This window comes from uncultured Tenacibaculum sp., from assembly GCF_947498805.1.
GTDB lineage: Bacteria > Bacteroidota > Bacteroidia > Flavobacteriales > Flavobacteriaceae > Polaribacter.
Map to the genome: position 1 here is coordinate 38,378 of NZ_CANMLT010000009.1, position 26,889 is coordinate 65,266.

At 31.7% G+C, this 26,889-nt stretch carries 28 protein-coding genes and 1 pseudogene; 20 read left to right on the forward strand and 9 right to left on the reverse strand.

Going from position 1 to position 26,889, the window contains the following annotated elements; translation table 11 throughout:
• Nucleotides 1-3 precede the first annotated feature (3 nt).
• The 3 genes from Q0873_RS16115 to Q0873_RS16125 form a co-directional block, all read right to left on the reverse strand.
• Nucleotides 4-489: an ABC transporter ATPase gene (locus Q0873_RS16115; RefSeq protein WP_299109240.1), complete on the reverse strand. Its 486-nt coding sequence runs from the start codon at nt 487-489 to the stop codon at nt 4-6.
• 175 nt (nt 490-664) lie between these two features.
• Nucleotides 665-1,492 (reverse strand): 3'-5' exonuclease, encoded by an 828-nt coding sequence (locus Q0873_RS16120; protein ID WP_299109242.1) that lies wholly within the window; start codon nt 1,490-1,492, stop codon nt 665-667.
• Between the two features lie 94 nt (nt 1,493-1,586).
• The gene (locus tag Q0873_RS16125) at nt 1,587-2,441 is read right to left on the reverse strand and encodes a PPK2 family polyphosphate kinase (protein ID WP_299109244.1); all 855 of its coding nucleotides are present in this window, start codon (nt 2,439-2,441) and stop codon (nt 1,587-1,589) included.
• A 144-nt stretch (nt 2,442-2,585) separates the two neighbouring features.
• On the opposite strand from Q0873_RS16125, the gene Q0873_RS16130 reads away from it, so the two are divergent.
• The 5 genes from Q0873_RS16130 to Q0873_RS16150 all read left to right on the forward strand — a co-directional run bounded on the left by Q0873_RS16130 (nt 2,586) and on the right by Q0873_RS16150 (nt 5,426).
• The gene (locus tag Q0873_RS16130; protein ID WP_299109247.1) at nt 2,586-3,095 is read left to right on the forward strand and encodes an NAD(P)H-dependent oxidoreductase; all 510 of its coding nucleotides are present in this window, start codon (nt 2,586-2,588) and stop codon (nt 3,093-3,095) included.
• A 21-nt stretch (nt 3,096-3,116) separates the two neighbouring features.
• Complete coding sequence (speB, locus tag Q0873_RS16135; protein WP_299109249.1) at nt 3,117-3,896, forward strand: agmatinase; 780 nt, start codon at nt 3,117-3,119, stop codon at nt 3,894-3,896.
• A gap of 92 nt (nt 3,897-3,988) precedes the next feature.
• A complete protein-coding gene (locus Q0873_RS16140) occupies nt 3,989-4,321 on the forward strand; it encodes a metalloregulator ArsR/SmtB family transcription factor (RefSeq protein WP_299109253.1) in 333 nt (110 codons plus the stop codon).
• Nucleotides 4,322-4,353: 32 nt separating this feature from the next.
• On the forward strand, nt 4,354-4,962 hold the full coding sequence (locus Q0873_RS16145) for a protein-tyrosine-phosphatase (protein ID WP_299109255.1): 609 nt from the start codon (nt 4,354-4,356) through the stop codon (nt 4,960-4,962).
• A 5-nt stretch (nt 4,963-4,967) separates the two neighbouring features.
• The gene (locus Q0873_RS16150; protein WP_299109257.1) at nt 4,968-5,426 is read left to right on the forward strand and encodes a DUF6428 family protein; all 459 of its coding nucleotides are present in this window, start codon (nt 4,968-4,970) and stop codon (nt 5,424-5,426) included.
• A 35-nt stretch (nt 5,427-5,461) separates the two neighbouring features.
• On the opposite strand, the gene Q0873_RS16155 is transcribed toward Q0873_RS16150, so the two are convergent.
• The 5 genes and pseudogenes from Q0873_RS16155 to Q0873_RS16170 all read right to left on the reverse strand — a co-directional run bounded on the left by Q0873_RS16155 (nt 5,462) and on the right by Q0873_RS16170 (nt 9,025).
• A complete protein-coding gene (locus Q0873_RS16155) occupies nt 5,462-5,932 on the reverse strand; it encodes a GyrI-like domain-containing protein (RefSeq protein WP_299109259.1) in 471 nt (156 codons plus the stop codon).
• A gap of 126 nt (nt 5,933-6,058) precedes the next feature.
• Nucleotides 6,059-6,391: pseudogene (locus Q0873_RS18260) on the reverse strand (AraC family transcriptional regulator); the annotation flags it as partial.
• A complete protein-coding gene (locus Q0873_RS16160; protein ID WP_299109261.1) occupies nt 6,385-7,692 on the reverse strand; it encodes an NAD(P)/FAD-dependent oxidoreductase in 1,308 nt (435 codons plus the stop codon). The gene Q0873_RS16160 and the pseudogene Q0873_RS18260, both read right to left, overlap by 7 nt.
• 25 nt (nt 7,693-7,717) lie before the next feature.
• Complete coding sequence (locus Q0873_RS16165) at nt 7,718-8,269, reverse strand: hypothetical protein (protein WP_299109263.1); 552 nt, start codon at nt 8,267-8,269, stop codon at nt 7,718-7,720.
• Nucleotides 8,270-9,025, reverse strand: a complete 756-nt coding sequence (locus tag Q0873_RS16170; protein WP_299109264.1) for a helix-turn-helix transcriptional regulator — start codon at nt 9,023-9,025, stop codon at nt 8,270-8,272.
• Between the two features lie 242 nt (nt 9,026-9,267).
• Here Q0873_RS16170 and Q0873_RS16175 point away from each other — a divergent pair, with 242 nt between their 5' ends.
• From Q0873_RS16175 to Q0873_RS16245, 15 genes are all read left to right on the forward strand, one after another.
• A complete protein-coding gene (locus tag Q0873_RS16175) occupies nt 9,268-9,663 on the forward strand; it encodes a molecular chaperone Tir (protein WP_299109266.1) in 396 nt (131 codons plus the stop codon).
• 10 nt (nt 9,664-9,673) lie between these two features.
• The gene (locus Q0873_RS16180) at nt 9,674-10,396 is read left to right on the forward strand and encodes a PspA/IM30 family protein (RefSeq protein ID WP_299109268.1); all 723 of its coding nucleotides are present in this window, start codon (nt 9,674-9,676) and stop codon (nt 10,394-10,396) included.
• A gap of 22 nt (nt 10,397-10,418) precedes the next feature.
• On the forward strand, nt 10,419-11,141 hold the full coding sequence (locus tag Q0873_RS16185) for an OB-fold-containig protein (RefSeq protein WP_299109270.1): 723 nt from the start codon (nt 10,419-10,421) through the stop codon (nt 11,139-11,141).
• Between the two features lie 25 nt (nt 11,142-11,166).
• Complete coding sequence (locus Q0873_RS16190) at nt 11,167-13,275, forward strand: flotillin family protein (protein ID WP_299109272.1); 2,109 nt, start codon at nt 11,167-11,169, stop codon at nt 13,273-13,275.
• Between the two features lie 211 nt (nt 13,276-13,486).
• Entirely contained in the window at nt 13,487-18,349 is a 4,863-nt protein-coding gene (locus tag Q0873_RS16195; RefSeq protein WP_299109274.1) for a DNA repair ATPase, read from the forward strand.
• A gap of 12 nt (nt 18,350-18,361) precedes the next feature.
• Nucleotides 18,362-18,916, forward strand: coding sequence for a DUF4178 domain-containing protein (locus tag Q0873_RS16200; protein WP_299109276.1), 555 nt, complete (start codon nt 18,362-18,364; stop codon nt 18,914-18,916).
• Nucleotides 18,879-19,748 (forward strand): hypothetical protein, encoded by an 870-nt coding sequence (locus Q0873_RS16205; protein ID WP_363322565.1) that lies wholly within the window; start codon nt 18,879-18,881, stop codon nt 19,746-19,748. The genes Q0873_RS16200 and Q0873_RS16205 overlap by 38 nt, the downstream gene beginning before the upstream one ends.
• 26 nt (nt 19,749-19,774) lie before the next feature.
• Entirely contained in the window at nt 19,775-20,653 is an 879-nt protein-coding gene (locus Q0873_RS16210; RefSeq protein WP_299109278.1) for a DUF350 domain-containing protein, read from the forward strand.
• Nucleotides 20,641-22,203, forward strand: coding sequence for a polyamine aminopropyltransferase (locus tag Q0873_RS16215; protein WP_299109280.1), 1,563 nt, complete (start codon nt 20,641-20,643; stop codon nt 22,201-22,203). Before Q0873_RS16210 ends, Q0873_RS16215 begins: the two co-directional genes overlap by 13 nt.
• Before the next feature lie 6 nt (nt 22,204-22,209).
• Nucleotides 22,210-22,500 carry an S-adenosylmethionine decarboxylase gene (locus Q0873_RS16220; protein ID WP_299109282.1) on the forward strand — a complete coding sequence of 97 codons (291 nt, stop codon included), beginning with the start codon at nt 22,210-22,212 and terminating at the stop codon, nt 22,498-22,500.
• A 2-nt stretch (nt 22,501-22,502) separates the two neighbouring features.
• Nucleotides 22,503-23,510, forward strand: coding sequence for a potassium channel protein (locus Q0873_RS16225; protein ID WP_299109284.1), 1,008 nt, complete (start codon nt 22,503-22,505; stop codon nt 23,508-23,510).
• A gap of 6 nt (nt 23,511-23,516) precedes the next feature.
• The gene (locus Q0873_RS16230; protein WP_299109286.1) at nt 23,517-23,918 is read left to right on the forward strand and encodes a hypothetical protein; all 402 of its coding nucleotides are present in this window, start codon (nt 23,517-23,519) and stop codon (nt 23,916-23,918) included.
• Nucleotides 23,919-23,928: 10 nt separating this feature from the next.
• The gene (locus Q0873_RS16235; RefSeq protein ID WP_299109288.1) at nt 23,929-24,975 is read left to right on the forward strand and encodes a hypothetical protein; all 1,047 of its coding nucleotides are present in this window, start codon (nt 23,929-23,931) and stop codon (nt 24,973-24,975) included.
• Nucleotides 24,976-24,989: 14 nt separating this feature from the next.
• A complete protein-coding gene (locus tag Q0873_RS16240; protein WP_299109289.1) occupies nt 24,990-25,499 on the forward strand; it encodes an endonuclease V in 510 nt (169 codons plus the stop codon).
• Between the two features lie 3 nt (nt 25,500-25,502).
• Nucleotides 25,503-26,462: a peptidase gene (locus Q0873_RS16245; RefSeq protein ID WP_299109291.1), complete on the forward strand. Its 960-nt coding sequence runs from the start codon at nt 25,503-25,505 to the stop codon at nt 26,460-26,462.
• On the opposite strand, the gene Q0873_RS16250 is transcribed toward Q0873_RS16245, so the two are convergent.
• Nucleotides 26,440-26,865, reverse strand: coding sequence for a secondary thiamine-phosphate synthase enzyme YjbQ (locus Q0873_RS16250; RefSeq protein ID WP_299109294.1), 426 nt, complete (start codon nt 26,863-26,865; stop codon nt 26,440-26,442). The genes Q0873_RS16245 and Q0873_RS16250 overlap by 23 nt on opposite strands.
• Nucleotides 26,866-26,889 lie beyond the last annotated feature (24 nt).

Genomic DNA, 26,889 nt, shown 5'->3' on the forward strand with positions numbered 1-26,889 from the left:
TTCTTATACCAAAAAGCGTGCGTGCCAACTATTACTTGCAGGCACTTCCCATTTAGTCTCAAAATCTTCCTTAGTATTTACCATATTGTTAAACACAACAGTTTCTGAAGTTATCTTTTGCTCTTTAGCATATTTTTGAAAATCTGGTAACTTAACAATATTAATATTCTCTCCATCTTTAAAAGAGATATTCATCTTATTCATTAAATCTACCTCAAGTTCTTTTTCTAACTCTTGTACAAAGCGCACAGAAGCATCGATAGAACATCCTGAAACATTGTTAAAACCTTCGTCTACTCCTAATACTAAAAACTGATTGTATTTTATAGTGAATGAACCTTTTAAATCATCTCCATGACGTGTCCAATTCTCTATAAACAACAAAGCTTTTGCGCTAATATGCTCTATTTCTTCTTGAGTAAACTCTCTATCTGATTGATACACCCAAACTCTTGAGTTATTGGGTAAATTTGTATATGATGTAAACATGTAGTTTATGTTTATTTATTGTAAAAAATAACTTTTGATAAAGTTAGCGAAATTGCTGGTTGTATCCCATTTTCTTTACAAAAAACTTAAAAAAGAAAAGCTCTCACAACCTTAGGTTTAACGAATGTAAAAACTGTAAGTTATAAGAGCTCTTAAGTTGGTGTTAATTTTTTAATTATCTCAAATTAAATTTTTGCTGTAAAGCTTGTAATTTTTCCTCGTCTGTCATGTTACTCTTAGGAGCAGACATACGTTCTTTTATTTGACGCAAAACCTTTTTTGTATATAAAGGAAAATCGGCATTTTGCATCCAAGAATTATATCCTGGGTTTTCTTTCAATACATCTTCAACAGTTCTTCCTTTATATTTTCCAAAAGAAAAGATTTCTTCTTGCTTATCATTAAATAATATGAAACCAGCAAAATCTGCTCTTTGTGTATGTGAAGAAAATTCGCTTAACACATCGACAGAATTTTCGATATCTTCATATTTGTCTAACTGAGCTTTTAAGATTTCATAGGTAGCTAAAGTATCTGCCTCTGCAGAATGCGCATCTTCTAAAGTTTTACCACAATAAAATTGATACCCTGCACTCAATGTACGTTGCTCTTTTTTATGGAAAATTACTTGAACATCAATTGCCTTTCTATCTTCCATATCAAAATCAATTCCTGCACGCAATAACTCTTCTGCCAGTAAAGGAATATCAAAACGATTTGAATTAAATCCTGCTAAATCACATCCTTGAATCATTTCATTAATTTGAGATGCTAATTCTTTAAATGTAGGCTCAGTAACTACTTTTTCATTTGTTATTCCATGAATATCTGAAGCCTCTTTAGGAATTTCTATTTCAGGGTTCACTAACCATGTTTTACTTTCTTTATTCCCGTTCGGAAACACTTTTAATATTGAAATCTCCACAACTCTGTCAGTAGCAATGCTAATTCCTGTTGTTTCTAAATCAAAAAAGATGATGGGTCTTGTTAAATTTAATTCCATTTAATTTATTTCTTGGATAAATTAATAGCTTTAAAAACGCAATGAGATTCTATTTCACAGCTTTCTTTTCTAAAACTTTAATCTAACTATTTTTTTATTCGTTATTCAATTGAGCTTTAAACTCGTCTAATTTTTCTAATACTTTAGCCTCTAAAGTTGGCTCGGTAAAATTATACTTTTTCATAGTTTCCAACAAAGTTTTCGCAACTATAAATCGAGCAGTTGGCTTATCATCTGCTGGTATAACATACCAAGGAGCATAATAGGTCGATGTTCTATTTAAAATATCTTCATAACATTCTTGATATTTATCCCAAAGTTTACGCTCTTTCATATCTCCAGCAGAAAACTTCCAGTTCTTCTCAGGTATATTCAATCGTCTTAACAATCGATTCTTTTGCTCCTCTTTAGATAGATTTAAAAAGAACTTTAAAACAATGGTTCCGTTATCAGACAAATGCTTTTCAAACTGATTCATTCTTTCCATTCTCGAATGGTAAAAAGCATCATCTAAATCACCTAAACTCTTCACAGTTGGAATATTCTCTGAAAAAACATAGTGCGGATGCACTCTTGTCACCAATACATTTTCATAATGCGTACGATTGAATACTCCAATTTTACCCTTAGGAGGTAATGCAATATAGTGACGCCACATAAAATCTTGCTTTAGTTCATGCTCTGTAGGAACTTTAAAACTATGAACTTGTACTCCACGGGCATTTACATCTTTAAATACTTCCCGTATTAAACTATCCTTTCCTGAAGTATCCATTCCTTGTAAGCAAATCAATATACTATACTTTCCTTCCGCATACATCTTATCTTGCAATTCACTAATCCCTTTTCTCAGCTTCTTTAATTTCTTTTTGGCATCTTCTACAACCTCTTTAGTTACTGAATCTTCTAAAGAAACACCTTCAGCTACTTTATAATTATCTGTATTCATTCGCTTCGTATTATAGTATAAAAGTAAGAATTTTCAATCGTTTTTTAATCGATTTTATCTTGGTATCTATCAATTTTAAAAATTGCTTACCAAACTTCTTTTTGATTTTATTACTCAATTTTATAATCTCAAAAATTAAAAATTATGAAATCAACAGTAATAATACAAGCCAGCGCTCAAAGTCAAGGAAACACCAATTTAGTAGTTAACTATCTAAACAAGAACAATGATTTTGACGTTATAGATATCGCTACAAAGAACATCGGACATTTTAACTACAAGTTTGAAAATGCCAATGACGACTTTATTCCTACTATAGAAGCAATAATCGAAAAATACGATACTATCATTTTTGCCACCCCTGTCTATTGGTACACTATGAGTGGACACTTAAAAGTGTTTTTTGATCGTATGTCTGATTTACTACACTACAAAAAAGAATTAGGAAGAAAAATAAGAGGTAAAAAAATGGCAATGATTAGTAACTCTTATGGAAACGATAGACGTGAAGGTTTCAATATGCCTTTTATTGAAAGTGCTAAATATTTAGAAATGGAATACTTAGGTGATGTACATGCATTTTTCAATGAAGAAGAAATTCATATAGAAGCCAAAGAAAAAATTGACACTTTTAGAGGAAGTTTTATAAATTAGTTGCTTCTCTAAATTATTCACATGAAAAATATCATCATTCAAGGTATACAGTTTGACAGTAATTCTTCTTATCAAAAAGGACCAAGATTAGCTCCTCCGCTTATACGAAAAGTATTACACTGTGGATCGTCAAATATGTATGCCGAAAATGGTATTTCTATTGAAAGTGAACACATTCAAGATAAAGGTGATTTTGAGATTCAAAAGTACTTTGATATTGAAAAAATTACCCAACAGCATTTAGAAATAGGTGATAGAATCGTTACTCTTGGAGGTGATCATTCTATCACTTATCCTATTATAAAGGCCTATCATAATACATACAAAAAGATAGACATCCTTCACATTGATGCGCATTCTGATTTATACGATAATTTTGAAGGGGATCAATTTTCTCATGCATGTCCATTCGCAAGAATAATGGAAAACAAATTTGCTGAAAGATTGGTACAAGTAGGCATTAGAACATTAAATACCCACCAAGCCGAACAAGCTGAAAAGTTTAATGTAGAAATACATCAAATGAAAGATTTAGATCTTTCTAAGATTAAAAAATTTGAAAATCCACTATATATCTCTTTAGATATGGATGGTTTTGACCCTGCCTTTGCCCCTGGAGTTTCTCATCACGAACCTGGAGGACTAAGCTCAAGACAGGTTATTGATTTAATTCAAAATCTCGATGCGGAAATCATAGGAGCTGATATTGTGGAATACAATCCTACAAGAGACTTTCAAGAAATGACAGCTTTTCTAGCAGCTAAAATGCTCAAAGAAATTTTAGGTAAAATGTTAACCTAAGACAAACAAAACTCAAGTAATATGTTAAAAATAAGTTAGTTTGAATTTGAATCAAAATATTAATCGTAATATTGCAATATAATAATTAATAAATGGGACTTACTAAATCAGAAATATTTACAACTGAGCAAAACGAGATTGCCAAAATAGCCAAAGTATTAGGACATCCAGCTCGTATTGCTATTATTCAGTATTTATTAAAAATGCAATCTTGTATTTGTGGTGATTTAGTAGAAGAAATCGGTTTAGCTCAACCTACCATTTCTCAACATTTAAAAGAATTAAAAAGCATCGGAATTATTAAAGGAAGTATTGAAGGAACTAGCGTATGTTACTGTATTGATGCTACGAATTGGAAAACTATTCAAAATACCTTAAACAAAATATTCAATCAGAATTCAGAGAATCTGGACTGCTGTAATTAAAAAAATTTAAAACATTTAATCGCAATATTACAATGAACAAGAAATTAACTGAAACTATCGAAAAAGTATCTAAAATTCCAATTGACAATAGTAGAATTGAAATTTTAAATCAACTTTCATCTTATATTCAAAACAAAATCAATCAAAACCAAAAGATTGATATTAATTTCATTTGTACACATAATTCTCGAAGAAGTCACCTAGGACAAGTTTGGATGCAAACATTGGCTGAGCATTTCAATATTAAAAACTTACATGCATATTCTGGAGGTACCGAGGAAACTGCTATGGCAAAACCCATTGTAAACACACTGATTGAACAAGGTTTTACTATTACCTCTCTATCGGATAACACCAATCCAGTATACGCTATAAAAACCAGTGATAATTCACTACCTATGATCGGTTTTTCTAAAAAATATGACCATTCTTTCAATCCTACATCTGGCTTCGCAGCAATTATGACTTGTTCTCAGGCTGATGAAGGTTGTCCGTTTGTAGCGGGATCTGACAAAAGAATTCTGATTACTTATGAAGACCCTAAATCATATGACAACACCGATTTACAAGATGAAAAATACCAAGAAAGAAGTTATCAAATAGCTTCTGAAATATACTATATATTATCGCAAATAAAATAATAATTATGATCTTATCAGAAATAAAAAACCACTTACAAACACTAGATACCATAGCATTTGAACTACCTAATGGAGATTTAGTTCCTGCCCATTTTCATGTAACTGAAGTAGGAAAGATATCGAAACATTTTATTGATTGTGGAGGTACCGTAAGGACAGAAAATGTGATAAACTTTCAACTTTGGAATGCAAATGATTACAACCATCGTTTACACCCAGAAAAATTGACACACATCATAGAACTTTCTGAAAAAACTTTGGGATTAGAAGATTTAGAAATAGAAGTAGAATACCAAGGAGATACTATTGGTAAATATGCTTTAGATTTTAATGGCACTAATTTTTTATTAGTAAATAAAGCTACTGCTTGCTTAGCGGAAGATGCTTGTGGTATCCCAAAACCTAAAGTACGTTTATCTGATTTACAACAACAAGCCTGTGCTCCAAACTCTGGATGCTGTTAATAAAAAAAGAGCGCTTTAATAGCGCTCTTTTTTATTTATTCTACGGGAATACAAAGATCTACAATCCACTTCCCTTCTGGATGCTCTTGTGCATTATTATAATAGATTTCAAACGGATCTCTATCTGCTTTTCTATAACCATTTTCGCCCATCCAAACAAAATTACTTTCCCAAGCTTGCTGAAACTCTCTTGGCGTAACCTCTAAATGCGCCACAATACATTTTGCAGCTGGAATTGTTTTCAGGTTAATCTCTCCATTAGCAATTACTTTTTCATTTAATATCATGCAAGCGCTCATTCTTATTTTAGTCGGATCGGTAATCTTAGGGCTATCGTGATAAATCGTCATCATTCGTAAATTGGGTTGATTCATCAATCCCTTTGGTGCTGCCCACTTCACTAACCTGTCATAAGCATTACCTACAGAATCCATTTTACCTTGATGACTTATATAAGCCACATCCATTTCAGGAAGTACTTTTACTTCTATTTTTTTTGCATTCATTTTAATCCAGTCTAAAGCATTATTAATATTGCTAATGTATTGCTCAAACCGAACTTCTATTTGACCATTCTTGCTTTCCGTTTTACAAATCTTGCTAAATTTTACGGGACTCTCTTTTGAAAACTGTACTGGAGAAATTCCGTAAAACTTTTTAAATGCTCTAGAAAACGAAGATAAATTCGTGAATCCTACTTTTTCAGAAACTTCCGTAATACTCCTATCTTTTTGATGTAATAAATAATGTGCAGCTTTCTCTATCCTTTTTCTTGTAATAAACTCATTAATGGTTTCTTTCGTTACAATTTTAAAAAGCCTATGAAAATGAAATGCAGAAAAATGTGCTTTGGTAGCAATCTCCTCTAAAGTTAATTTTTTATCTAAATTTTCTTCTATATAAAAAATTGCTTTACTTATTCTTACCGCAGTCGTATTAGGTATGTTTACTTCTTTTTTCAGGATTTATTCTCTGTTTGAAATGAATATTGATTTTTCTTTTTAAAAGGACGGATAATTAAACGTGTTTCTCTATCGAAACGAATATAATTATACACCCAATTCATAAAAACAATTACTTTATTTCTAAAACCAATTAATGAAAATAAATGTACAAACATCCACACAAACCAAGCAAATACCCCTTGGAATTTCCACTTTGGTAAATCAACCACAGCTTTGTTTCGTCCGATAGTTGCCATGGATCCTTTATCATTATACGTAAATGGCTTTTGCTTTTTGCCTGTGTATTTTGCCACCAAGTTCTTTCCTAACACAGTTCCTTGTTGAATGGCAGGCTGTGCCATCATAGGATGTCCATATTCAAACTTTTCAGTTTCCATACAAGCAACATCTCCAATTGCATAAATATTATCGTATCCTTCTAATTTAGAAAATCGATCTACTTTCAATCGATTTGGTCTTTCTATTAAACATTCAGAAGAAAGTCCGTCAATTATTTTTCCTTTTACTCCTGCTGCCCAAATTACCGTAGCAGCATCAAAATGATCATGCCCGTTAGTAGTTACCGTTGTTCCATCATAATCCAACACTCGTAAATCTTTCCAAACATCAACTCCTAACTTAATTAAAAAGTCTTCTGCTTTATCAGAAGCTCCTTTACTCATTCCTTTCAGCAATTCACCTGAACTTTGAATTAGGTTTATTTTCATCTGGCGAATATCCAAATCTGGATAATCTTTAGGCAAAATACCTTTTTTCATCTCTGCCAAAGCTCCTGCTAACTCAACTCCTGTAGGACCACCTCCAACAATGACAAAGTTCATTAAAGCTCTTCGCTTCTCTAAATCACTTTGCAATAAGGCTTCTTCAAAATTTTCTAATACTAAACTACGAATATTCAACGCTTGTGGAACTGATTTCATTTCCATTGCATATTTTTTAATATTCGTATTTCCAAAGAAATTGGTTGTAGAACCTGTTGCAATAATCAATTCGTCATACTCTAAATTACCTATAGAAGTTTCTAGAATATTTTCTTCAGCATTTACATTGGTTACTTCTGCTAAACGAAAAAAGAAATTCTCTACATCATTAAACCTCTTTCTCAGAGGAAAGGCAATACTGTCGGGTTCTAATCCACCTGTAGCTACCTGATATAATAAAGGTTGAAAAGTATGATAATTATGTTTGTCTATTAAAACTACTTGAAGTTCTTGATTTTCTAATCCCCTAGCAACGGCTAATCCAGCAAAACCTCCACCTACAATCACAATACGTGGAAAACTGGTTTGAGGTATATTCATATACACTAAATTTTAGATAACAAATTTACGAAAGAGTTAGCTCTTGGCGAATTTCTACCTTAATAATTTGTAAAGATTTATGCGTAGATATCAATTCTTCAATCACTTTTTTTTGAATCGTTTTTAAATCTCCATTTAAATATTTCATCCACTTTGTATCCTTAAAAACAGCTTGAGCACTTTTCAGTTTTTGATGTGCCATTTCAGAAGTCATCAAAAAAAGCTTGGCACCCTTGTCATTTTGTATTCTACAAATCTTAGCATGTTCATTTTCAAAATCTACTGTCAAGTAAAACACTTTGTCCGTATCATTTAAAGGATAAAAATCACTCCAATTGGCAAATCCAACATAATATTTCTGATTCTTATAACCTTCGATTCCTTTTATTTTCCATCGACAATTGGCTACTCTACCCCAATGGTTTGAATATCGAAATACTCCTTCTTCGGTATAATAGTAATAACTTCCAGATTTACTTTGAAAATGTGCTTTCATATCTTTAAAGAAATCCACATTTTTCATTTCAAACTCACAATACGTATATCGGTAAAAATTGAATTTATGATACTGCTTCAATTACAATCTATTTTTTAGTTTTGAAAACTCCTGTTCTAAAAACGATAGTTTATCTTCTAACGGACTATGAAACTCAGGTAACCTATTTAAAAATACATACTGAACATCCCATAATTCTTTGATCGCTTTTTTATCAAAAATCTTATCATCAATATTTTTATGATCCGCTCTAAAAACAAAAGTATCTTCTTTCTTAAAAATACGTCTTAAAATCAACTCCTCTTCTACAACTGCCATCACCAAGTTCCCTTCTCTCATTTCATCAGCTGTGCTAAGTGCTACTTGTTTACCCACGACCATGTCTCCAGGATACAAACCTTTATCATTCGAAGTCATCTCCAAATTCGGAACAATCAAACCTCTTAATACAGCTTCATCTTCAATAGGTAATTTTACCACAGGCAAATCTTTTATAAACTTCGGTTTATCATAATACTTAACATAGTCAGTATAATAATCCTTTGTAATCAGAGGAATTTCCAAAAATTCTCTTTTTGTTACCTCTTCTACCATAATTGTAACATCTCCTTTAAACCTTAATAATGCGTTTACGGTTAATTCAGAGGTTAAAATATCGTCTATAGTTATGCTAAAATAATTAGCAACCTTTATAATTGTCTCTATTTTAGGTTCACTCCTTTCTTCTTCATAAGCACCTAAAGTAGCTCTTTTTAAGTCAAATAGCTCTGCAAATGCCTGCTGACTCATTCCTTTAACTCCTCTAATTTTTTTTATATTTTTTCCAAAAAAAGACATTTTTGCTAATTTTATTTGCAATATTAAAAATAATTTGTACTTTTACACTAACAATATTAGCTAATAATTCTGTTTTGTGCTAATATTTTTAGACAAAAACAGAAAACAAACCAAATATTAACTTAAAAAACACATCATGGTTGCAATAAGTATTTATTTTACTAGCGTAGTTTTTAGAACTTTTTTGTAATATTACATCGCTAAAAAGAGAACTATATTAACAACTACTAAGCCAATTGCTAATGGACAATTACTATTTAAAAACGAAGAGCTTCTTACAAGAACTCAATGTAAACATTATTAAAGAAGACGAGAAAGACGGAATTTTTGTTATCGAAAAGGAAAGCTTCGGTATAAAAAGCATGATTATTGGAGTTGCTGCTCCTATTGTAATCATTGAACAATTTATATTCAAAGTAAACCAACCTAACGAAGAAATATTCAAAAGTCTTCTTAAGAAAAATCGAGACATTGTGCATGGTGCCTTTGTTTTAGACGACAGCGGTGAGCGTGTTATTTTTAGAGACACCTTACAATTAGAAAATCTAGATCTAAATGAATTAGAAGCTAGTTTAAACTCCTTAAGCTTATTGTTAAGTGAGTATTCAGAACAAATTATTACATATTCAAAATATTAAAAAAATTATCATGAACATTTTTAGAAGACTTTTTAGAATAGGAAAAGCTGAAGCACATTCTGCTATCGACAAAATGGAGGATCCTATTAAGATGACCGAGCAAGGAATTAGAGATATGAAGCAAGATTTAGACAAAAGTCTTGAAGCATTAGCTCAAGTAAAAGCTATGGCTATTAGAGCTAATAACGAAAAAGAAGAATACACTTCTAAAGCCGAAGATTATCAAAATAAAGCCATGCTTATTTTAAAGAAAGCTCAAAACGGTGACTTAAATATGGCGGAAGCTGATCGTTTGGCCAAAGAAGCTTTAATCAAAAAAGAAGAAGCTACAAAGCATGTTGAGAGAGCTACTCTTGAAGCGGATAAATTTAACCAATCGGTTTCTCAATTAGAAAAGAATGTTTCTGAGATCAAATCGAACATTAGCAAATGGGAAAATGAATTAAAAACCCTAAAAGCTAGAGTTAAAGTAAGCAACGCTACTAAGAACTTAAACAAGCAAATGGCTGAAATCGATAGTTCAAGTACAGTTTCTATGCTAGAGCGCATGAAGGAAAAAGTACAACAAGAAGAAGCTTTAGCTGACGCTTATGGAGATATTGCTAACAAATCTAAGAGTATCGATGAAGAATTAGATGCTGCCGTAGACACTACAGAAACAAGTGCAATGAGCGACTTAGAAAAATTAAAAGAACAATTAGGAATGAATAATAAAGATTCTGAAAACAGCTAATAGTATAAAACTTAAATAATATATGGTTGGATTAACTGATATACTTTTTTCTCCAGTAAACATTTCGCTAACAATTCTACTAATCATTTTAGTATTGTATTGGCTTTTAACAATAATTTCTGGAATTGATTTCGATCTAGACTTTGATGTAGAAGTTGATGTTGATATAGATAGTGATATTGATATTGATGCTGAAACCAGCTTGGATAGCGGTAATGTATCTATTGAAGATGTTTCAAATGCAGAAGTAAAGCATCAGAATATTATAAAAAACAGAAGAAAGGATTTAAAATGGTGGCAAATAGTATTGATCTACTTCAATTTCGTTGGGCTGCCATTTATGTTCACTTTTACTTTTTGGATTTTTTCTTGGTGGTTTTTAACCGTTTTTACAACCAACCTAACAAATAGCTATAACAATAGCTTAGGTTTTATTATTTTCTTTTTGGCTATTATTCCTTCATTAATATTAACAAAAATAGGTACAACACCTTTCAAATCCTTATTTAAAAACTTTAGTAAAAAAGGAGTTGATTCGCTTGACCTTATTGGAAGAGTTGGAATTTTAGAAACCAATATTAAAGAAGAACGCATTGGAAAAGCAAAAATAAAAATAGAATCAAGTCCAATTATTGTTTATGTAAAATCTATTGATGGAAAACCAATAGGTATGGATGAGAATATAATTATAATCAACCAAGTTAAAGGAGACAATCTTTATTTGGTTCAACACTATGAAAAATAATAACTAACTAAAATCAATTAATTTTATGGAAACATTAAGTAATGGAGCACAAATTGCCATTATAGCTGTTGTAGGTATTTTGTTTTTATTTATAGTATTCATTGCTGTAATTGCAATGTTCTATAAGAAAATACCTCAAGGAGAAGCTCTAGTGAAAACAGGTTTTGGAGGCACTGCAGTTGCTTTTGATAAAGGAATGTATGTTATCCCTGTTTTACACAAAGTAGAAGTAATGGATATTTCGGTTAAAAAAATCGAAATTGAACGTTTAGGTGATGACGGTCTTATATGTAAAGACAATATGCGTGCCGATATTAAAGTAGCATTCTTTTTAAGAGTAAATAAATCTAAAGATGATATTATTGAAGTAGCCCAAACAATTGGGTGTGAAAGAGCTTCTAATATTTCAACCTTAGAAGAGTTGTTTGGAGCTAAATTTTCTGAAGCTTTAAAAACAGTAGGAAAGAAATTCGATTTTGTTGATCTATACGAAGCTCGTATGGAGTTTAGAGACGAAATTATGGAGTTAATTAGAAAAGACTTAAATGGATATGTTTTAGATGATTGTGCCATTGATTATTTGGAGCAAACGGATGTTCAGCACTTAAAGGCAGATAATATCTTAGACTCAGAAGGTATTAAGAAGATTACCGAATTAACAGCCGCTCAAAACATAAAGTCTAATTTGATTAAGCGTGATGAAGAAAAAGTAATTCGTAAACAAGATGTAGAAGCTAGAGAAGCTATTTTAGAGTTAGACAAACAATTAGCAGAAAAAGAAGAGCAACAAAAAAGAGAAATCGCAAATATAAAAGCACGTGAAGAAGCAGAAACTTTAAAAGTGGCTGAAGAAGAGCGTTTAAAATCTGAGACTGCTAGAATTGCTACTGAAGAAAAGGTACAAGTTGCAGAAGAAAATATGCAACGTCAAATCATTGTTGCAGAAAAAAATAAAGTGCGTACAGAGGCTGTTGAAACAGAGCGTGTTGAAAAAGACAGAGCATTAGAGGCTACAGAACGTGAACGTATTGTTACACTTGCTCAAATTGAAAAAGAGAAAGTTGTAGAGGTTGAAAAGAAAAACATTCAAGATGTTATTCGCGATAGAGTGATGCTAGAAAAGGGCGTGGTAGAAGAGCAAGAAAACATGAAAGATATTGAAGCTTTCAAAGGTGCTGATCGTGAAAAGCAAGTTGCTATTACTTTAGCTGAGAAATCTGCGGAAGAGCAATTAATTAAACGAATTAAATTAGCTGAAGCAGAAAAAGAAGCGGCAAAACAAAAAGCTGAAGAAATTAACATTCATGCACAAGCTCAAAAAGAAGCGAGTGAAAAAGAAGCTGAAGCAAGAAAAACATTAGCAGAGGCTAAAGCAAAAGAAGAAGCTACTATTGGTATGTCTGAAGCACAAGTAATGCACGCAAAAGCAGATGCTAACGAACGTCAAGGACTTGTAGAAGCTACTATTATAGAGAAAAAAGCAAAAGCGGAAGCTGCAGGTACTTTAGCAAAAGCGGAGGCCTTAAAAGAAGAAGGTATTGCAGAAGCAGAAGTAATTAAAGAAAAAGCGCTTGCACAAGCAACTGGAGATAGAGAGATTGCATTGGCAGAAGCTGCTGGAATCGAAGAAAAAGCAGAAGCAATGAAGAAACTTGACGGTGTTGGTAAAGAACACGAAGAGTTTAAGCTACGCTTAGATAAAGAATTAAAAGTTGATTTAGCTCATATCAATGTTCAAAAAGATATTGCAGATGCGCAAGCTCAAGTTATTGGTGACGCATTGAAAGCTGCTAATATTGATATTGTAGGTGGAGAAACAATGTTCTTCGATCAAATCATTGGACAAATTACCAAGGCTAAAGGGTTTGATAGATTAGTACAACATAGTGATAATATTCAAGATGTAAAAGATGCTATCTTAGGAAGTGACGATGTAAAAGGAAATTTATTAGATAAAATAAAAGACTTTGCTACCAAATACGGAATCTCTTCTGAAGATATTAAAAACCTAACTGTAGCCAACCTTTTAATGGACTTAAAAGGAAAAGCAACCAGTTCTGATGATGAAACACTTTTTGGTAACCTATTCAATTTAGCAAAAGGTTTAGGTTTATCAAACCAAAAGTTATCATAAAAAGCTAGATTCAAGAGTTTAAAAAGCTCTTGAATTTTAACTGTCTTAGAATTATAATCGTCATTCCGATGGAGGTACGAGTGAAGAAATCTCTTAATAAAAAACAGATTGCTTCTTTCCACTGCGTTTCAATCGCAATGACGATTTTCTGTAAAAACACTCTTTTTACAGAGTACATAATGATTCCAATAGAATTCACTAAAAAAAGTACATGGAAAACCAAAACAATGCGCAGCAATTAGACGGCGGTACTTATGAAATCATTCAAGGTAGATTGCAAAAACAAAAGCAAGATCTACAAGAAAGATTGCATAAGCTAAATGAAGACAGAAAACATGTTTTTGGGGCTATAGAAACCAAATTAATTACTAACGATAGAATCAATACCGAAAACAATTGTATTGCTAGAGATATTGTGTCTTTAGGAAACATTTCTATTTTCGGGTATAACGTTCACTTTGGATTAAGAACCGACATTCAATTATCGGATGTGTTTAGTATCTATGAATTTAAAGATCAACATTTCCAAATTCAGTCTTTAGATTTATTAAACGATCCTATTTTTATAGACGACTTCACCAACCTTTATAAATATTACCGAAATACCATTTTCTCAAAGTTTGCCATTATTGGAAACTACTTGTACATGGTTTTTCAATTGAGCGAAAACAAAAGTGATATCAAAGCTTTTAAATGGCTAATTAATGAAGGTAGTTTACAGTATGTAGACAATCGTAGTGAACATGAATATAAGTTTCCTACCCAACATGAGTTTAAATGGCAAGAGGTAACTCGCGACATGCACCGATACGGTACCTACTCTCACGTTTCTATTTTAGATAAAATTTTTGTAGAAACTATTGGTGGAGATTTAACCATTAAAATTGAAGATAATACAGATGAAGGAAGAGGAATTCTTGCGGAACCTGTTGAACATATAGATCAAACCTTAGATGACGGTCAATTTCGTTATGGTAATTTAGGGAACCTTATTACCTTAGAAGTAAAACCGTTTCAAGAACCTGCCCGATACTTTGTATACAATCATAAACTTCAAGAAGTTCAAAAAATTGATAGTATTAAAGACACTGCAGTTCAGTTACCAGATGATCATGGTATTATATTCCCGAACGGGTACTACCTTCAAACGGGAGAATACAAACTTTTTGAAAACGATGCTAAAGAGGTAAAGTTTCAAGAAAAAATAATCTCTCCAAATGGAGAAGACTTTTTATACGTTTTCTATGCAACCATTCGCGGTTTGTATATTTTAATGTCGTATAATATTATAGAGCAAGAGGTTAAAACTCCAATTATTTGTAATGGTTTTACGGTATTACAAAATGGAGAACTTTGTTATTTTAAAACAGAAAACGAACAAACGAAACACCATGTTGTACAAATTTGGCAAACACCGTATTTAAAGGGCGATTTTATACCTTCTCAACATGAAGATAGCTTGTTATATAAAATAGGAAACAAAGACATTGTTCGTGCCATGGCAGAGTGTCACGAATTAATCAACCTATTAAACAAAGAAGATAATTACACAGGTTTATACAATGATATTGCTAAAATATCTAAAGATATAAACGACACCTATTATTGGTTACCAGAAAAAGAAACTTCTCAACTTAACCTACCAATTGCTCAAATTAATGAAGCAGCCAATGCCGCTATTGAAGAGTTTGAGAAAGTTGTTCAGTTAAAAAAACAAGCTGAAAAGGAAACCAAAAGTATCAATACGAAATCAGAAGAATTATTTGGTAAAATTAAAAGTACTTCTTTTAAATCTATTGATGATTTTGTTGTGCTTTTAAACCAGCTTCGCACCTTACGTGGAGAAGTAATTAGCTTACATGATATTCGCTATATAAATGCAGACCTTTTAAAAGAATTAGAAGAGCAAGTTGCTGAGCAAAATAACCTTATTTCTAAGCGTTGTGTTCAATTTCTTTTAAATGATAAAGCTTTAGAACCATATCATAATCGCGTTGCAGAAAAACAAGAGGCTTTACCAAACATTAAAAAGGTAGTCGACGTAAAATCTTTAGAAAAAGAAGTGAATCAAATTACATCGGATTTAGAGATGTTAATTGATATTGTTTCCAATTTAGAAATCGAAGATACTTCTCAATCTACTAAGATTATTGACAATATTTCTTTGATATTCGCTACACTAAACCAATTAAAATCTGGAATTAAAAACAGTATTAAAAGTTTAGGTAGTAAAGAAGCTAAAGCTGATTTTAATGCGCAATTAAAATTAATTGACCAGAGTATTATCAACTATATTGATATAGCGAATACTCCAGAAAAATGCGACGAGTTCTTAACCAAAACAGCCATTCAACTTGAAGAATTAGAAGGTAAGTTTGCCGACTTCGAAGAGTTTATTGTTCAAATTATTGAAAAAAGAGAAGAAGTTCATGCGGCTTTTGACAATAGAAAGAATAGCTTAATTGAAAAAAGGAATAAGAAAACCGTTGCCTTACAAACTGCTTCAGAAAGAATTTTAAAAGGTGTTCGTAAAAAAGCATTGAGCTTTAATTCTAATGAAGACATCAATGGGTACTTTGCTGCCGACTTAATGATTAACAAAGTAAGAGATATCATTAGTCAGTTAAAAGAACTAGACGATATTGGTAAAGCAGAAGCCATTGAAACGCAATTAAAGGTTGCCAAAGAAGATGCGCTTAGAAAGTTAAAAGACAAACAAGAATTATATGAAGATGGTGAAAATGTAATTAAATTAGGACAACATAAGTTTGGGGTTAACAGACAAATATTAGACCTAACCATTGTTTATAAAAACGAGCAATTATACTATCACCTAACGGGTACAGATTTCTACGAAGAAGTTTCCAATGAAGTCTTACTAAATTCAAAAAAATACTGGAACCAAGAGCTCGTTTCTGAAAACGACACAGTATACAGGTCTTCTTATTTAGCTTTTAAATTATTTAAAAAGTTCAAAGAAGAAGAACTCATCAACCTAACAGAAGAAGACTTATTAGCTTTAATACAAAAAGAAAGCAGTAATTCATATGCTGAAGGATATGTAAAAGGAGTTCACGATGTAGATGCCGCTAAAATATTACACTTATTGATACATAAACATCATGAATTAGGTTTACTAACCTATACTCCTGACACAAGAGCTTTTGCACAGTATTTCTGGAACTCTTTAACAGAAGAGCAAAAGGTTGTCTATAATAATTCTATCAAAGCTTCTGGTGAAGTTTTAGCAGTGTTTCCAAACAGTACCGCTTATGATTTTATTATTGACGATTTAACAGCTGCTTTGAATGCATTTTCTAAAGAAACACAACTTTTTTCTACAGAACAATCGCAAACAATTGCTAAGTATTTATTCAACGAATTAAGAAGCGACAATACCTTCCATACTAGTAGTGAAGCATTGACTTTAAAGGAAACATTTATAAAAACCTTAGACAAGCAAGATGCGCTGCATAAGTTCAAATTAGGAATTCAAAAGTTAGAAGCTTATACAGACAAAATTCAACTAGCAAAACAATGGGTAAGCTCTTATATCATAGAAAAGACACCTAGTGATGTAGAATACATTCATGAAGTAGTTGTATTATTATTGTTTGAAGATTTATCGGCTTTAAATCCGATTAATGTACACCCTAAACAAACCTTACAAGATTTAAAAGGAAATCATGCAACCATTAATGAAAATTCAATTGAGTTCGATTATCATCAATTCATTAAAGATTTAACACACTTTAATCAAAATGAAGTACCGAACTTTATTCAATATAAAGAAGCAAAACAACAAGTTACAGAAGAATTAAAAGAAGATTTAAAACTAGAGGAATTTAAACCTAGAGTACTTTCTTCTTTTGTAAGAAATAAGTTAATTGACCAAGTGTATTTCCCTTTAATTGGTGATAACCTTGCAAAACAATTGGGAACTGTAGGAGGTAATAAGCGTACCGATCGTATGGGAATGCTATTATTGATTTCGCCTCCAGGATATGGTAAAACTACCTTAATGGAATATATTTCAAATCGATTAGGGTTGGTATTTATGAAAATCAATGGTCCGGCTATTGGTCATGAGGTCACTTCTGTAGACCCAATGTCTGCGAACAACTCAGCATCTAGAGAAGAATTAAAAAAGCTAAACTTAGCTTTTGAAATGGGAGACAATGTAATGTTATATCTTGATGATATTCAACATTGTAATCCAGAGTTTTTACAAAAATTCATTTCTCTTTCCGATGGAACAAGAAAGATTGAAGGTATTTACAACGGAAAATCTAAAACCTATGATTTACGTGGTAAAAAATTCTGTGTAATCATGGCAGGAAACCCGTACACCGAAAGTGGAGATAGATTCCAAATACCAGACATGCTTGCCAATAGGGCCGACATTTACAATTTAGGAGATATTATTGGAGATACAGAACACCTATTCAAACTAAGTTTGATAGAAAACTCTTTAACTTCAAATCCAGTATTACATCAATTAAGCAGTAAATACTTTGAAGATGTATATGCTTTGATTGATAAAGTTGAAAACAATACGCAAGAGGTTAACCTAAAAGGAAATCACACCAAACAAGAAGTGCAAGATTATACAGCTGTTCTTGAAAAAGTAATCACGGTTCGAGATACTATTTTAAAAGTAAACCAAACCTATATTCAATCAGCCGCAATGGAAGATAATTATAGAACGGAGCCTTCTTTTAAACTACAAGGTTCGTATCGTGACATGAATAAATTGGTGGCTAAAGTTGTTCCGATTATGAATCATGATGAATTAGAACGTTTGTTATTATCTCATTATGAAAGTGAATCACAAACCTTAACCTCAGCTGCCGAAGCAAACCTTTTGAAGTATAAAGAATTAATTAGTTCTTTATCGGAAGAAGAACAGACTAGATGGAACGACATTAAGAAGATTTTTGTGAAAAACAATAAACTAAATGGTTTAGGAAACAAAAATGAAATGGCACAAATTCTAAGTCAGATGATGGCTTTTACAGAGAATTTAGAAGGAATAAAATCTGTTTTACAGAAAGGACTAGACAACAAAAATTAACAACCTACTACTATGGGATTTTTTGATTTATTCAAAAACAATAAAAAAGAAGAGGAAAAACATTACGATCCGATTGATATCAAAGTAACCGATTTAGAAAATGGTTATTTATTAGACTATGATTTAGAAACATGGACGGTTACCAAAATGTCTGAATACGACTGGGGAGACAGCCATTTTTCTAGAGAATTTCTGATTGAATCTAAAGGAAAGAAATGTTTTCTTCATATTGAAGAAGATGATGAACTGATCATTTCTCTTTCGGAAGAACTAAAATATCGAAAACTTGGGCCAACAGTTACCGACTATATTGATACTAATGGTAAACCTCCAAAGCAAATCGTTCATCAAGACATTACTTACTATTTAGATGAAGAAGCTCCTGGATACTACCGAAATGTAGAAAATGAAAACTGGGAAGAACTGATTTCTTTTTACTACCTAGATGAAGACGAAGAAAAATGTTTAACAATAGAACAATGGGGAGAAGAAGACTTTGAAGCAAGTATTGGAAAAATACTGAAGTCTTATGAAATCTCAAATATTTTACCATCATACAACGAATAAAACTACCATGCGATATATCAACTATTTTTTGCTACTAACCGTTTGCTTACTTATAAGCTCATGTAGTGCAGAAAGAAAACCAAAATTTGTAAAATCACCAATTGACAATATCATTACCAAGTATATTGACAAAAGTGATTATAGTGTCATACTAGCCGATATGGACTATAAAGAAGACACAGATAAGTACTTTCATAAATATCGTATTCTTATTGAAGAAAAACAACCAAGCTTATCTATTGAGCAATTAAAAGACAGCTTAGCCGAACCAACAGATATTAAGGTTATTGATACCAATTGGAAGGAAGTGTCTCCTATTACTTTTGAAGAATACCAAAACGACTTAGGAATGACCATTTTGAGCAAGAAAAATGGTAAACTTGACAAAAACTCTTCTCCTGCAGGTGTAGACAACTATGTTGGAAATCCGAAATATGGAGAATGGAGAACGCATAGCAATGGAAGTTCTTTTTGGGCTTTTTACGGACGTTATCGTTTGTTTTCTGATTTATTCTTTGGTCCAAGATATGGCTACGGATATGGGTATCCTAGAAACGACTGGAATGATTATAATAGAAACTATAGAAACAAGAAGTCATATTATGGAACTTCTAGTAAATATGGAACTACATCTTCTACAAACTCAAAAACAAGTTGGGCGAATAAACCAAAAACTTTTAAAGACAAAGTCAATTCAAAAGTAACTCGAAGTGCTTCTAATTTACGTTCAAGAGGATATACTTCAAGCAAAAGCTATAGTAAAACTAGTCGCAGTGGTTCTCGCTATAGTAGATCTTCTTCTCGTTCAAGAAGTGGTGGATTTGGTAAATAACAACTAACTAAAAAGAATTATCATAGATGGACAATCTAACTGAATATATAGATTTTAACAGCGTAACCCACTCTTTGGGTTATATCGTTACAGCTTTCCTTGTTTTTTATATTGGAAAGTTACTTTACAAACTTGTAAACCCAAAGATTAATATTACCAACGAACTTATAGAAAAGGACAACTTTGCTTTTATCCTTGCCTATGTTGGTTATTTTACTGGACTTGTTATCATTTTAGGTGGTGCTATTATTGGAGAAAGTGCTGGTTTTACCACTGATATTATGCATATTGGTATTTACAGCATTATAGGGATGCTTTTACTACATATATCGCTATTTGTAAGCAACAAATTAATCTTACCAAAATTCGATATCAAAAAAGAAATCATTACTGATAAAAACGAAGGAACCGGAATCATTGAAGCTTGTATTTACATAGCCAATGCCCTACTACTTCATGGTGCACTTATTGGTGAATCTGAAAGTTTACAAGAAGGACTTTTCACCTTTGTAAGCTATTGGGCTATTGGTAATATTATGCTCGTTGTAGCTGCTAAGATTTTTACACTTTGGATTCGTTTTGATGTACACGATCATATTGAAAAAGATAATGTAGCGGTAGGAATTAGTTTCGGTGGCGCCATATTAGCCATTGGTATTGTTATTATGAATGCCCTATTAGATCCGTTTGTTGACTGGACTACAACTATCGTAGATGTAAGTTTGCAAACAGTTTTAGGTATTATATTATTACCTGTTATGCGCTTTATTACCGACAAAGTTCTATTACCAGGACGAAGATTAACTGATGAAATTATCAATCAAGAAAAACCAAATATTGGAGCAGGATTAATCGAAGCATTTGCTTATATAGGTTCTGCAATATTAATTACATGGAGTATTTAAAAAACAATTCATTTATATTAAAATCGGCAATTTTTGCAACTGGTTTTGCAGGAATTGTTGCTGAATATGTTCTTTCTACGCTCGCTACTTATTTTATTGGAAACTCTGTTTTTCAATGGACTATGATTGTTTCCTTAATGCTGTTTTGCATGGGATTAGGTAGTAGATTGAGTAAATACTTCAATAAGAACCTAATCAGAAACTTTCTATTGTTAGAATTAGCGCTATCGTTAATCGTAGCCTTTTCTTCTGTATTGGTTTATACCTTAGCAGCTGTTTCTTCATACTATGAGGTAGTTATTTACTTTTTGAGTATGCTCGTAGGACTGCTTATTGGTTTAGAAATTCCTTTAGTAGTTAGAATTAACAAAGAATATGAGGATTTAAAAACCAACATCTCCTCTATTCTAGAAAAAGATTATTACGGAAGTTTACTTGGAGGGGTTTTCTTTGCTTTTATTGGATTACCTATACTTGGACTTACCTACACTCCTTTTATTCTAGGTTTGATTAACTTTTTTGTAGCTTGCATTGTCTTTTATCGATTTAAAGGAAAAATGCTTCAAAGTCAATTAAAACCAATGCTTGGAATGATAAGTGTGGTTTTGGTAGTACTTGCTTTAGGCGTAAGCTTTACTGATTCAATTATTACTTGGGGAGAACAAAAAAAATACCAAGACAAAGTAGTTTTTGCAACACAAAGTAAATATCAAAAAATTGTTTTAACAGAATGGAAAGATGAACATTGGTTGTACCTCAATGGAAATTTACAATTTTGTTCCATTGACGAAGAAATGTACCACGAACCTTTGGTACATCCAATTATGCAATTGCATCCGAATCCTCAAAAAATTTTAATTCTTGGAGGTGGTGATGGATGTGCTGTTAGAGAGCTTCTTAAATATCCTTCTGTTGACAATATTGATATGGTCGATTTAGATCCGAATATGACTGATTTAGGAAAAAACAATCCTATTCTAATCGATATTAATGAAGGTTCTATGAGCAGTAATAAACTCAACATTTATAACAAAGATGCCTATGTTCATTTAGAACAAGACAACACATCTTTTTATGATGTCATCATTATTGACCTGCCAGACCCACGTAGTGTAGAGCTTGGAAGACTATATTCTCATGAGTTTTATAGCTTATGTAAACGTAAATTACGTCCTAATGGATTAATTATTACACAATCTGGAAGTCCATATTTTGCAACCAAAGCATTTCATTGTATTGATGCCACTTTGCAATCAGCAGGTTTTACTACAGTCCCCATGCACAACCAGGTTATTTCCATGGGAGAATGGGGATGGATTATTGGAACTAAAAACAATCAAATTACCCGAGAAGAATTTAAACAAAAATTGCAACAGCTAAAGTTCTCTTCCATTCCAACAAAGTGGATTAATAACGAAGCTATGATGTTAATCACCTCTTTTGGGAAGAAAGATTTTTTCAATATTGATGCTAACGAAATAGAAATTAACAAAATTCAAAACCCTGTATTATATCAATACTATTTAAAGGGTAATTGGGATTTATACTAACAAGAAATGAATACCACATATAAACATATAAAAGCACAAATTTTTAACCTTCAAGAATGGGTTTCTGAAACCAATCCTGACGTTTTAAAAATTAAATTTGAAGCTTTATTAAAACAAAGTAAGTTTACCATACTAGCGTTTAACGAACACTATTTTGAGCAGCAAGGATACACTTGTTTTTGGTTATTGGGTGAAAGTCATTTAGCCATACACACTTTTCCTGAAAGCAATAAAACCTATATAGAGTTAAGCAGCTGCAATCAAGAAAAATTAGATTCATTTAAAAGCTTGATGTAAACATGAGTACCAAACAAAAATTAATCATTTTTGTGGTAATTGCTCTCATATACAACTTGCTTGTTTATGGATTATATTACTTCGAATCTAACTTTGAAAACACGAATATTCATAATATTTCCGATGCTTATTGGTATTCACTAGTAACACTAACTACAGTAGGGTACGGAGATTTTTATCCTATTACTTTTTGGGGTAGACTTATTGGAATTCTATTTGTTTTAGGAAGCCTTGGAATATTAGGATATATCGTAACAGAATTAAGCTTAAAAATATCAGAATACTTAAAAAAAAGAGAAATGGGATACTTTGGAACCGACATGAATAACCACTGTATAATAATAGGTTGGAATGCCTTTTCTAAACAAGTTGCCGAACAAATTATCAAAGCCAATGAAGATTTGGCTATTGTGGTAAATCAAGAATCAGATTTAAAAACTATAAGACAGATATATTCTGATAAAAAATGTTTTGTTTTATTGGCTGATTTAAATGACTATAACGCGTTAGAAAAAATAAACATTACCTCATCTAGACGTGTTTATATAAGCTTTGAAAATGACACAGACTCATTGGTTTACACTATAAGCTTAAAAAAGCAATTTGAAAGTGTTAACTGTGTAGTTGCTATAGAAAATATTGAACTAAAATCATCTTTCAATTATTTAGGAGTTCAATTTATCATTCCTAAGAAAGAAATCGTTTCTAAGTTTATTGCTAGTTATATTTTTGAACCAAATGTAGCTCTATTAACAGAAGATTTAATTTCTACTTCTAACGACAAAACGAACCTTGATATTTGTGAAACCAAGCTAACTAACAATCACAATTATATCAACACCAGTTTTCTTAAGACTTATATAGACCTAAAAGAAAAATCAGGAATCACACTAGTTGCATTAAGTCGAGAAAATCAACTGATAAAGAATCCAGAAAACGATCTAGTTCTTAAAGAAAATGACGTGCTACTTTATATTGCTAACGGAGAAAACAAACAATTTTTGAATTAACCTCTCATGCAACATCAACTAAACGATATACTCAGTAATGCTCCATTGCTAAGAAAAAAAATTAACAAAATAAGTACCCAACATCAGGTTGACACTGATGAATTACTTTCTGAAATGCTTAAATTTTTAAATCTAATTCATATAACGAATGAGAAATTAAGTCCGTCTCTCATTGTTGATCTTGCTTGGCATGAGTTTATATTATTTACCAGGTATTATCATGAATTTTGCCAGTCTCACTACCAAAGATTTATTCATCACACTCCAAGTGAGAATAGTGATCCTAAGATCTTTCAAAAGACTATTGAACTATATATAAAACATTACAATAAACCTCCAGAAGCTATCTGGGGAACCTATGCTATAAAAGAATGGGAAGCTAGCAATTGCGGAGCTTGTCACAACTAAAAAACAACATATGTATTTAGAAGGAACTATTACTATTGATCCATCTCAACTAACCGAGATAAAAAAAGTAAAGCCTACAAAGGCTTTTAAAAAGATTTTCCACTACTTAACTATTGGTGCTATTTCAGATAAAGAAGAAAGAGAAACCTTTACTGCAGTAGCTATTTTACAACAACTCAATGCTACTTTTAGAAGTTTAAATATTACCAATATTATCAAAATATCTCATGATGATATTACTTTTTACCATGACAAAGATGGTAAAGAAAATGACCTAAAACATGCCTTAGATAAGTATGAAATTGAAGTGAACGAAGCCATGTCTATTCATTTCAAGCAATTAAAACTAGTTTTAGAACATGAAGATGATAATTTCAAATACCTTATAGAAGTTGAAGTCAACAGAGACCATAAAGTTGGCGTATACCCAATAGTTATTAAGGTTTCGGGATTATTTAAAGAATTTAGTTCTGGAGATGTATCTAATAAGATTACCGAAACAACCAGTTCTCAACAAAAATTTGATTCATTTAGAGAGAAAAAAACAGAACGTTTTGATTATTTCTCAAACCAAATAAAATTGGCTTTGAAAAAACAAATTGAAACCGATGATATTCAAACCTATACTAAAACTAAACATATTTTACCTAAGCGTAAGATTAAAGACAGAAAAGACTTTCAACCAAATACCAATGGAGGTGGAATTTATGAAAGACACCATGGATTTGATGATTTTATCTTCTACAGCTTCATATGGTCAGATATAATGCATCATAATAACAATATCATTATAAAAGACGCTTATTTTGAAAATGATGAAGGCGAAGAAGTTGGATACTCAAATGAAATAGATACTTCAAGTGATGTTTTTGACAGTGACTCTAATGAAAGTCTTCTAAACTCAAATACATTTGAAGAAGATCCTTTAAAAATAAATGAGCCCGAATCTGACGAATCAACTAGTTGGTTTGATTTCGATTCCTTTGGAGGTGATTCCTTCTCAGATTCCTCTTCTTGTTCTAGCTGCTCTAGTTGTTCTTCTTGTGGAGGAGATTAATTAATTTAGCTATTATGATATTAGCATTTGACACGTACTATTTTGAAGATAAGGCAAAGACTATTGGTTTGGAATTTAATCAATGGACAGACGAACAAGAATCAAATACATACGAAGAAACTTTAGAAGGTATTAGTGAATATGTTTCTGGAGAGTTTTATAAGAGAGAACTCCCTTGTATTCTAAGCCTTCTAAAAAAGATAAACTTAGATCACTGCGAAGCCATTATTATTGATGGCTTTGTAGTGCTTAACGATGAAGATAAAAACGGTTTAGGAGGCTACTTGTATCAAGAACTAGGTGAAAAAATTCCGATTATAGGAGTAGCCAAAAATAATTTCAATCAAATTACGCAACATAAAAGAGCTGTTTATAGAGGAGAAAGCAGAAAACCACTTTATATTACTGCTAAAGGTATTGATTTAGATGAGGCTTCTCAAAAAATTGAACAGATGCACGGTGAATACCGTATTCCGCATCTATTAAAAAAAGTTGATTCCATTGGAAGAGAAAATAACGATTAATATATGTTTAACGCAGCAATTAAAAGTACTTTAGAAGAAGACATTTCTATTTTAGTAAAAGTCGATAATCATCCTTGGCATTACTTATGTGAATGTGGTGAAGCTAGTAAATTAAGCATTAAAGAAATTCAGAACTGCAATGCTATTTTCATAAGCCATGCCCACATAGATCATTTTATCAATTTTGATACTATTATAAGGCATCAAATAGGGATTGAAAGAAAGGTTACTATTTGCGGTCCCCAAGATATAGCTGCGCAGGTTCAGCACAAATTAAAAGCTTATACTTGGAATCTTATACACAAAGAAGCGCTCTCATATGAAGTAAAAGAAATGATTTCGGATAATGAGATTATTACCTATGAATTATTTCCCCCTCTATGGGACGTTAAAGAAGTTTCAAGAACAAATTCTAATATTCTTTTTGCTGATAAAAAATTTGAAGTTCGCGGAACTTTACTCGATCATAAAACCCCTACTTTGGCGTACAAGTTTATAGAATACGACACTATAAGCTTCAATATTACAAAGACGAATTTTCAAGGAGGTAAATGGGTTAAAGAGCTCAAAGAAGCTTTTGACAAAAAACTAGATCATCAAATCATTGAAATTGAAGATACTCAATACAAAGCAAAAGACCTTTTTCATCTTCTTGAACTAAAGAAAGGGAATACCTTAGGAGTTATTATGGATCATGCATCTTCTGAGATAAATCATAAAAAGATAAAAACACTTTTCCTTAATTGCGATACTGTTTTTATAGAATCGTTTTATAAAAATGAAGATCAACAATTCGCTGAATTGAATTATCATAGCTACGCTAAAATGTCTGGTCAAATTATGAAGGCTTCTGTAGTAAAAGAAGCTATTCCAGTTCATTTTTCTAGAAAATATAAATCAGAAGAAATTGAAGAATTACTACAAGAATTTCACGAAGCATTTACGAATTCCCAAAAACAGTAATTACAATTTTTCTTCTCCCTCCATAATTACGATGTTCTCCTAAATAGATTCCTTGCCAAGTACCTAGGTTTAATCTTCCGTTCGTGATTGGAATTTGTACCTGACATCCTAACATAGAACTTTTAATATGCGCCGGCATATCATCTGACCCTTCATAATCGTGTTTGTAATACGGCATATCTTCTGGAATCATTTTATTAATATGAGTTTCAAAATCCATACGCACGGTTGGATCTGCATTTTCATTTATAGTTAAACTTGCAGAAGTATGTTTTATAAATGCTTGAAACTGCCCTATTTTGACTTCTTTTAATTCTGGCAACGCAGCGATTAAAACATCTGTAATTAAATGATATCCTCTTCTATATTCTGGTAATTGAATTTCTTTTTGATAAAACTTCATACCTCAAAAATAACAAAAGCCAAT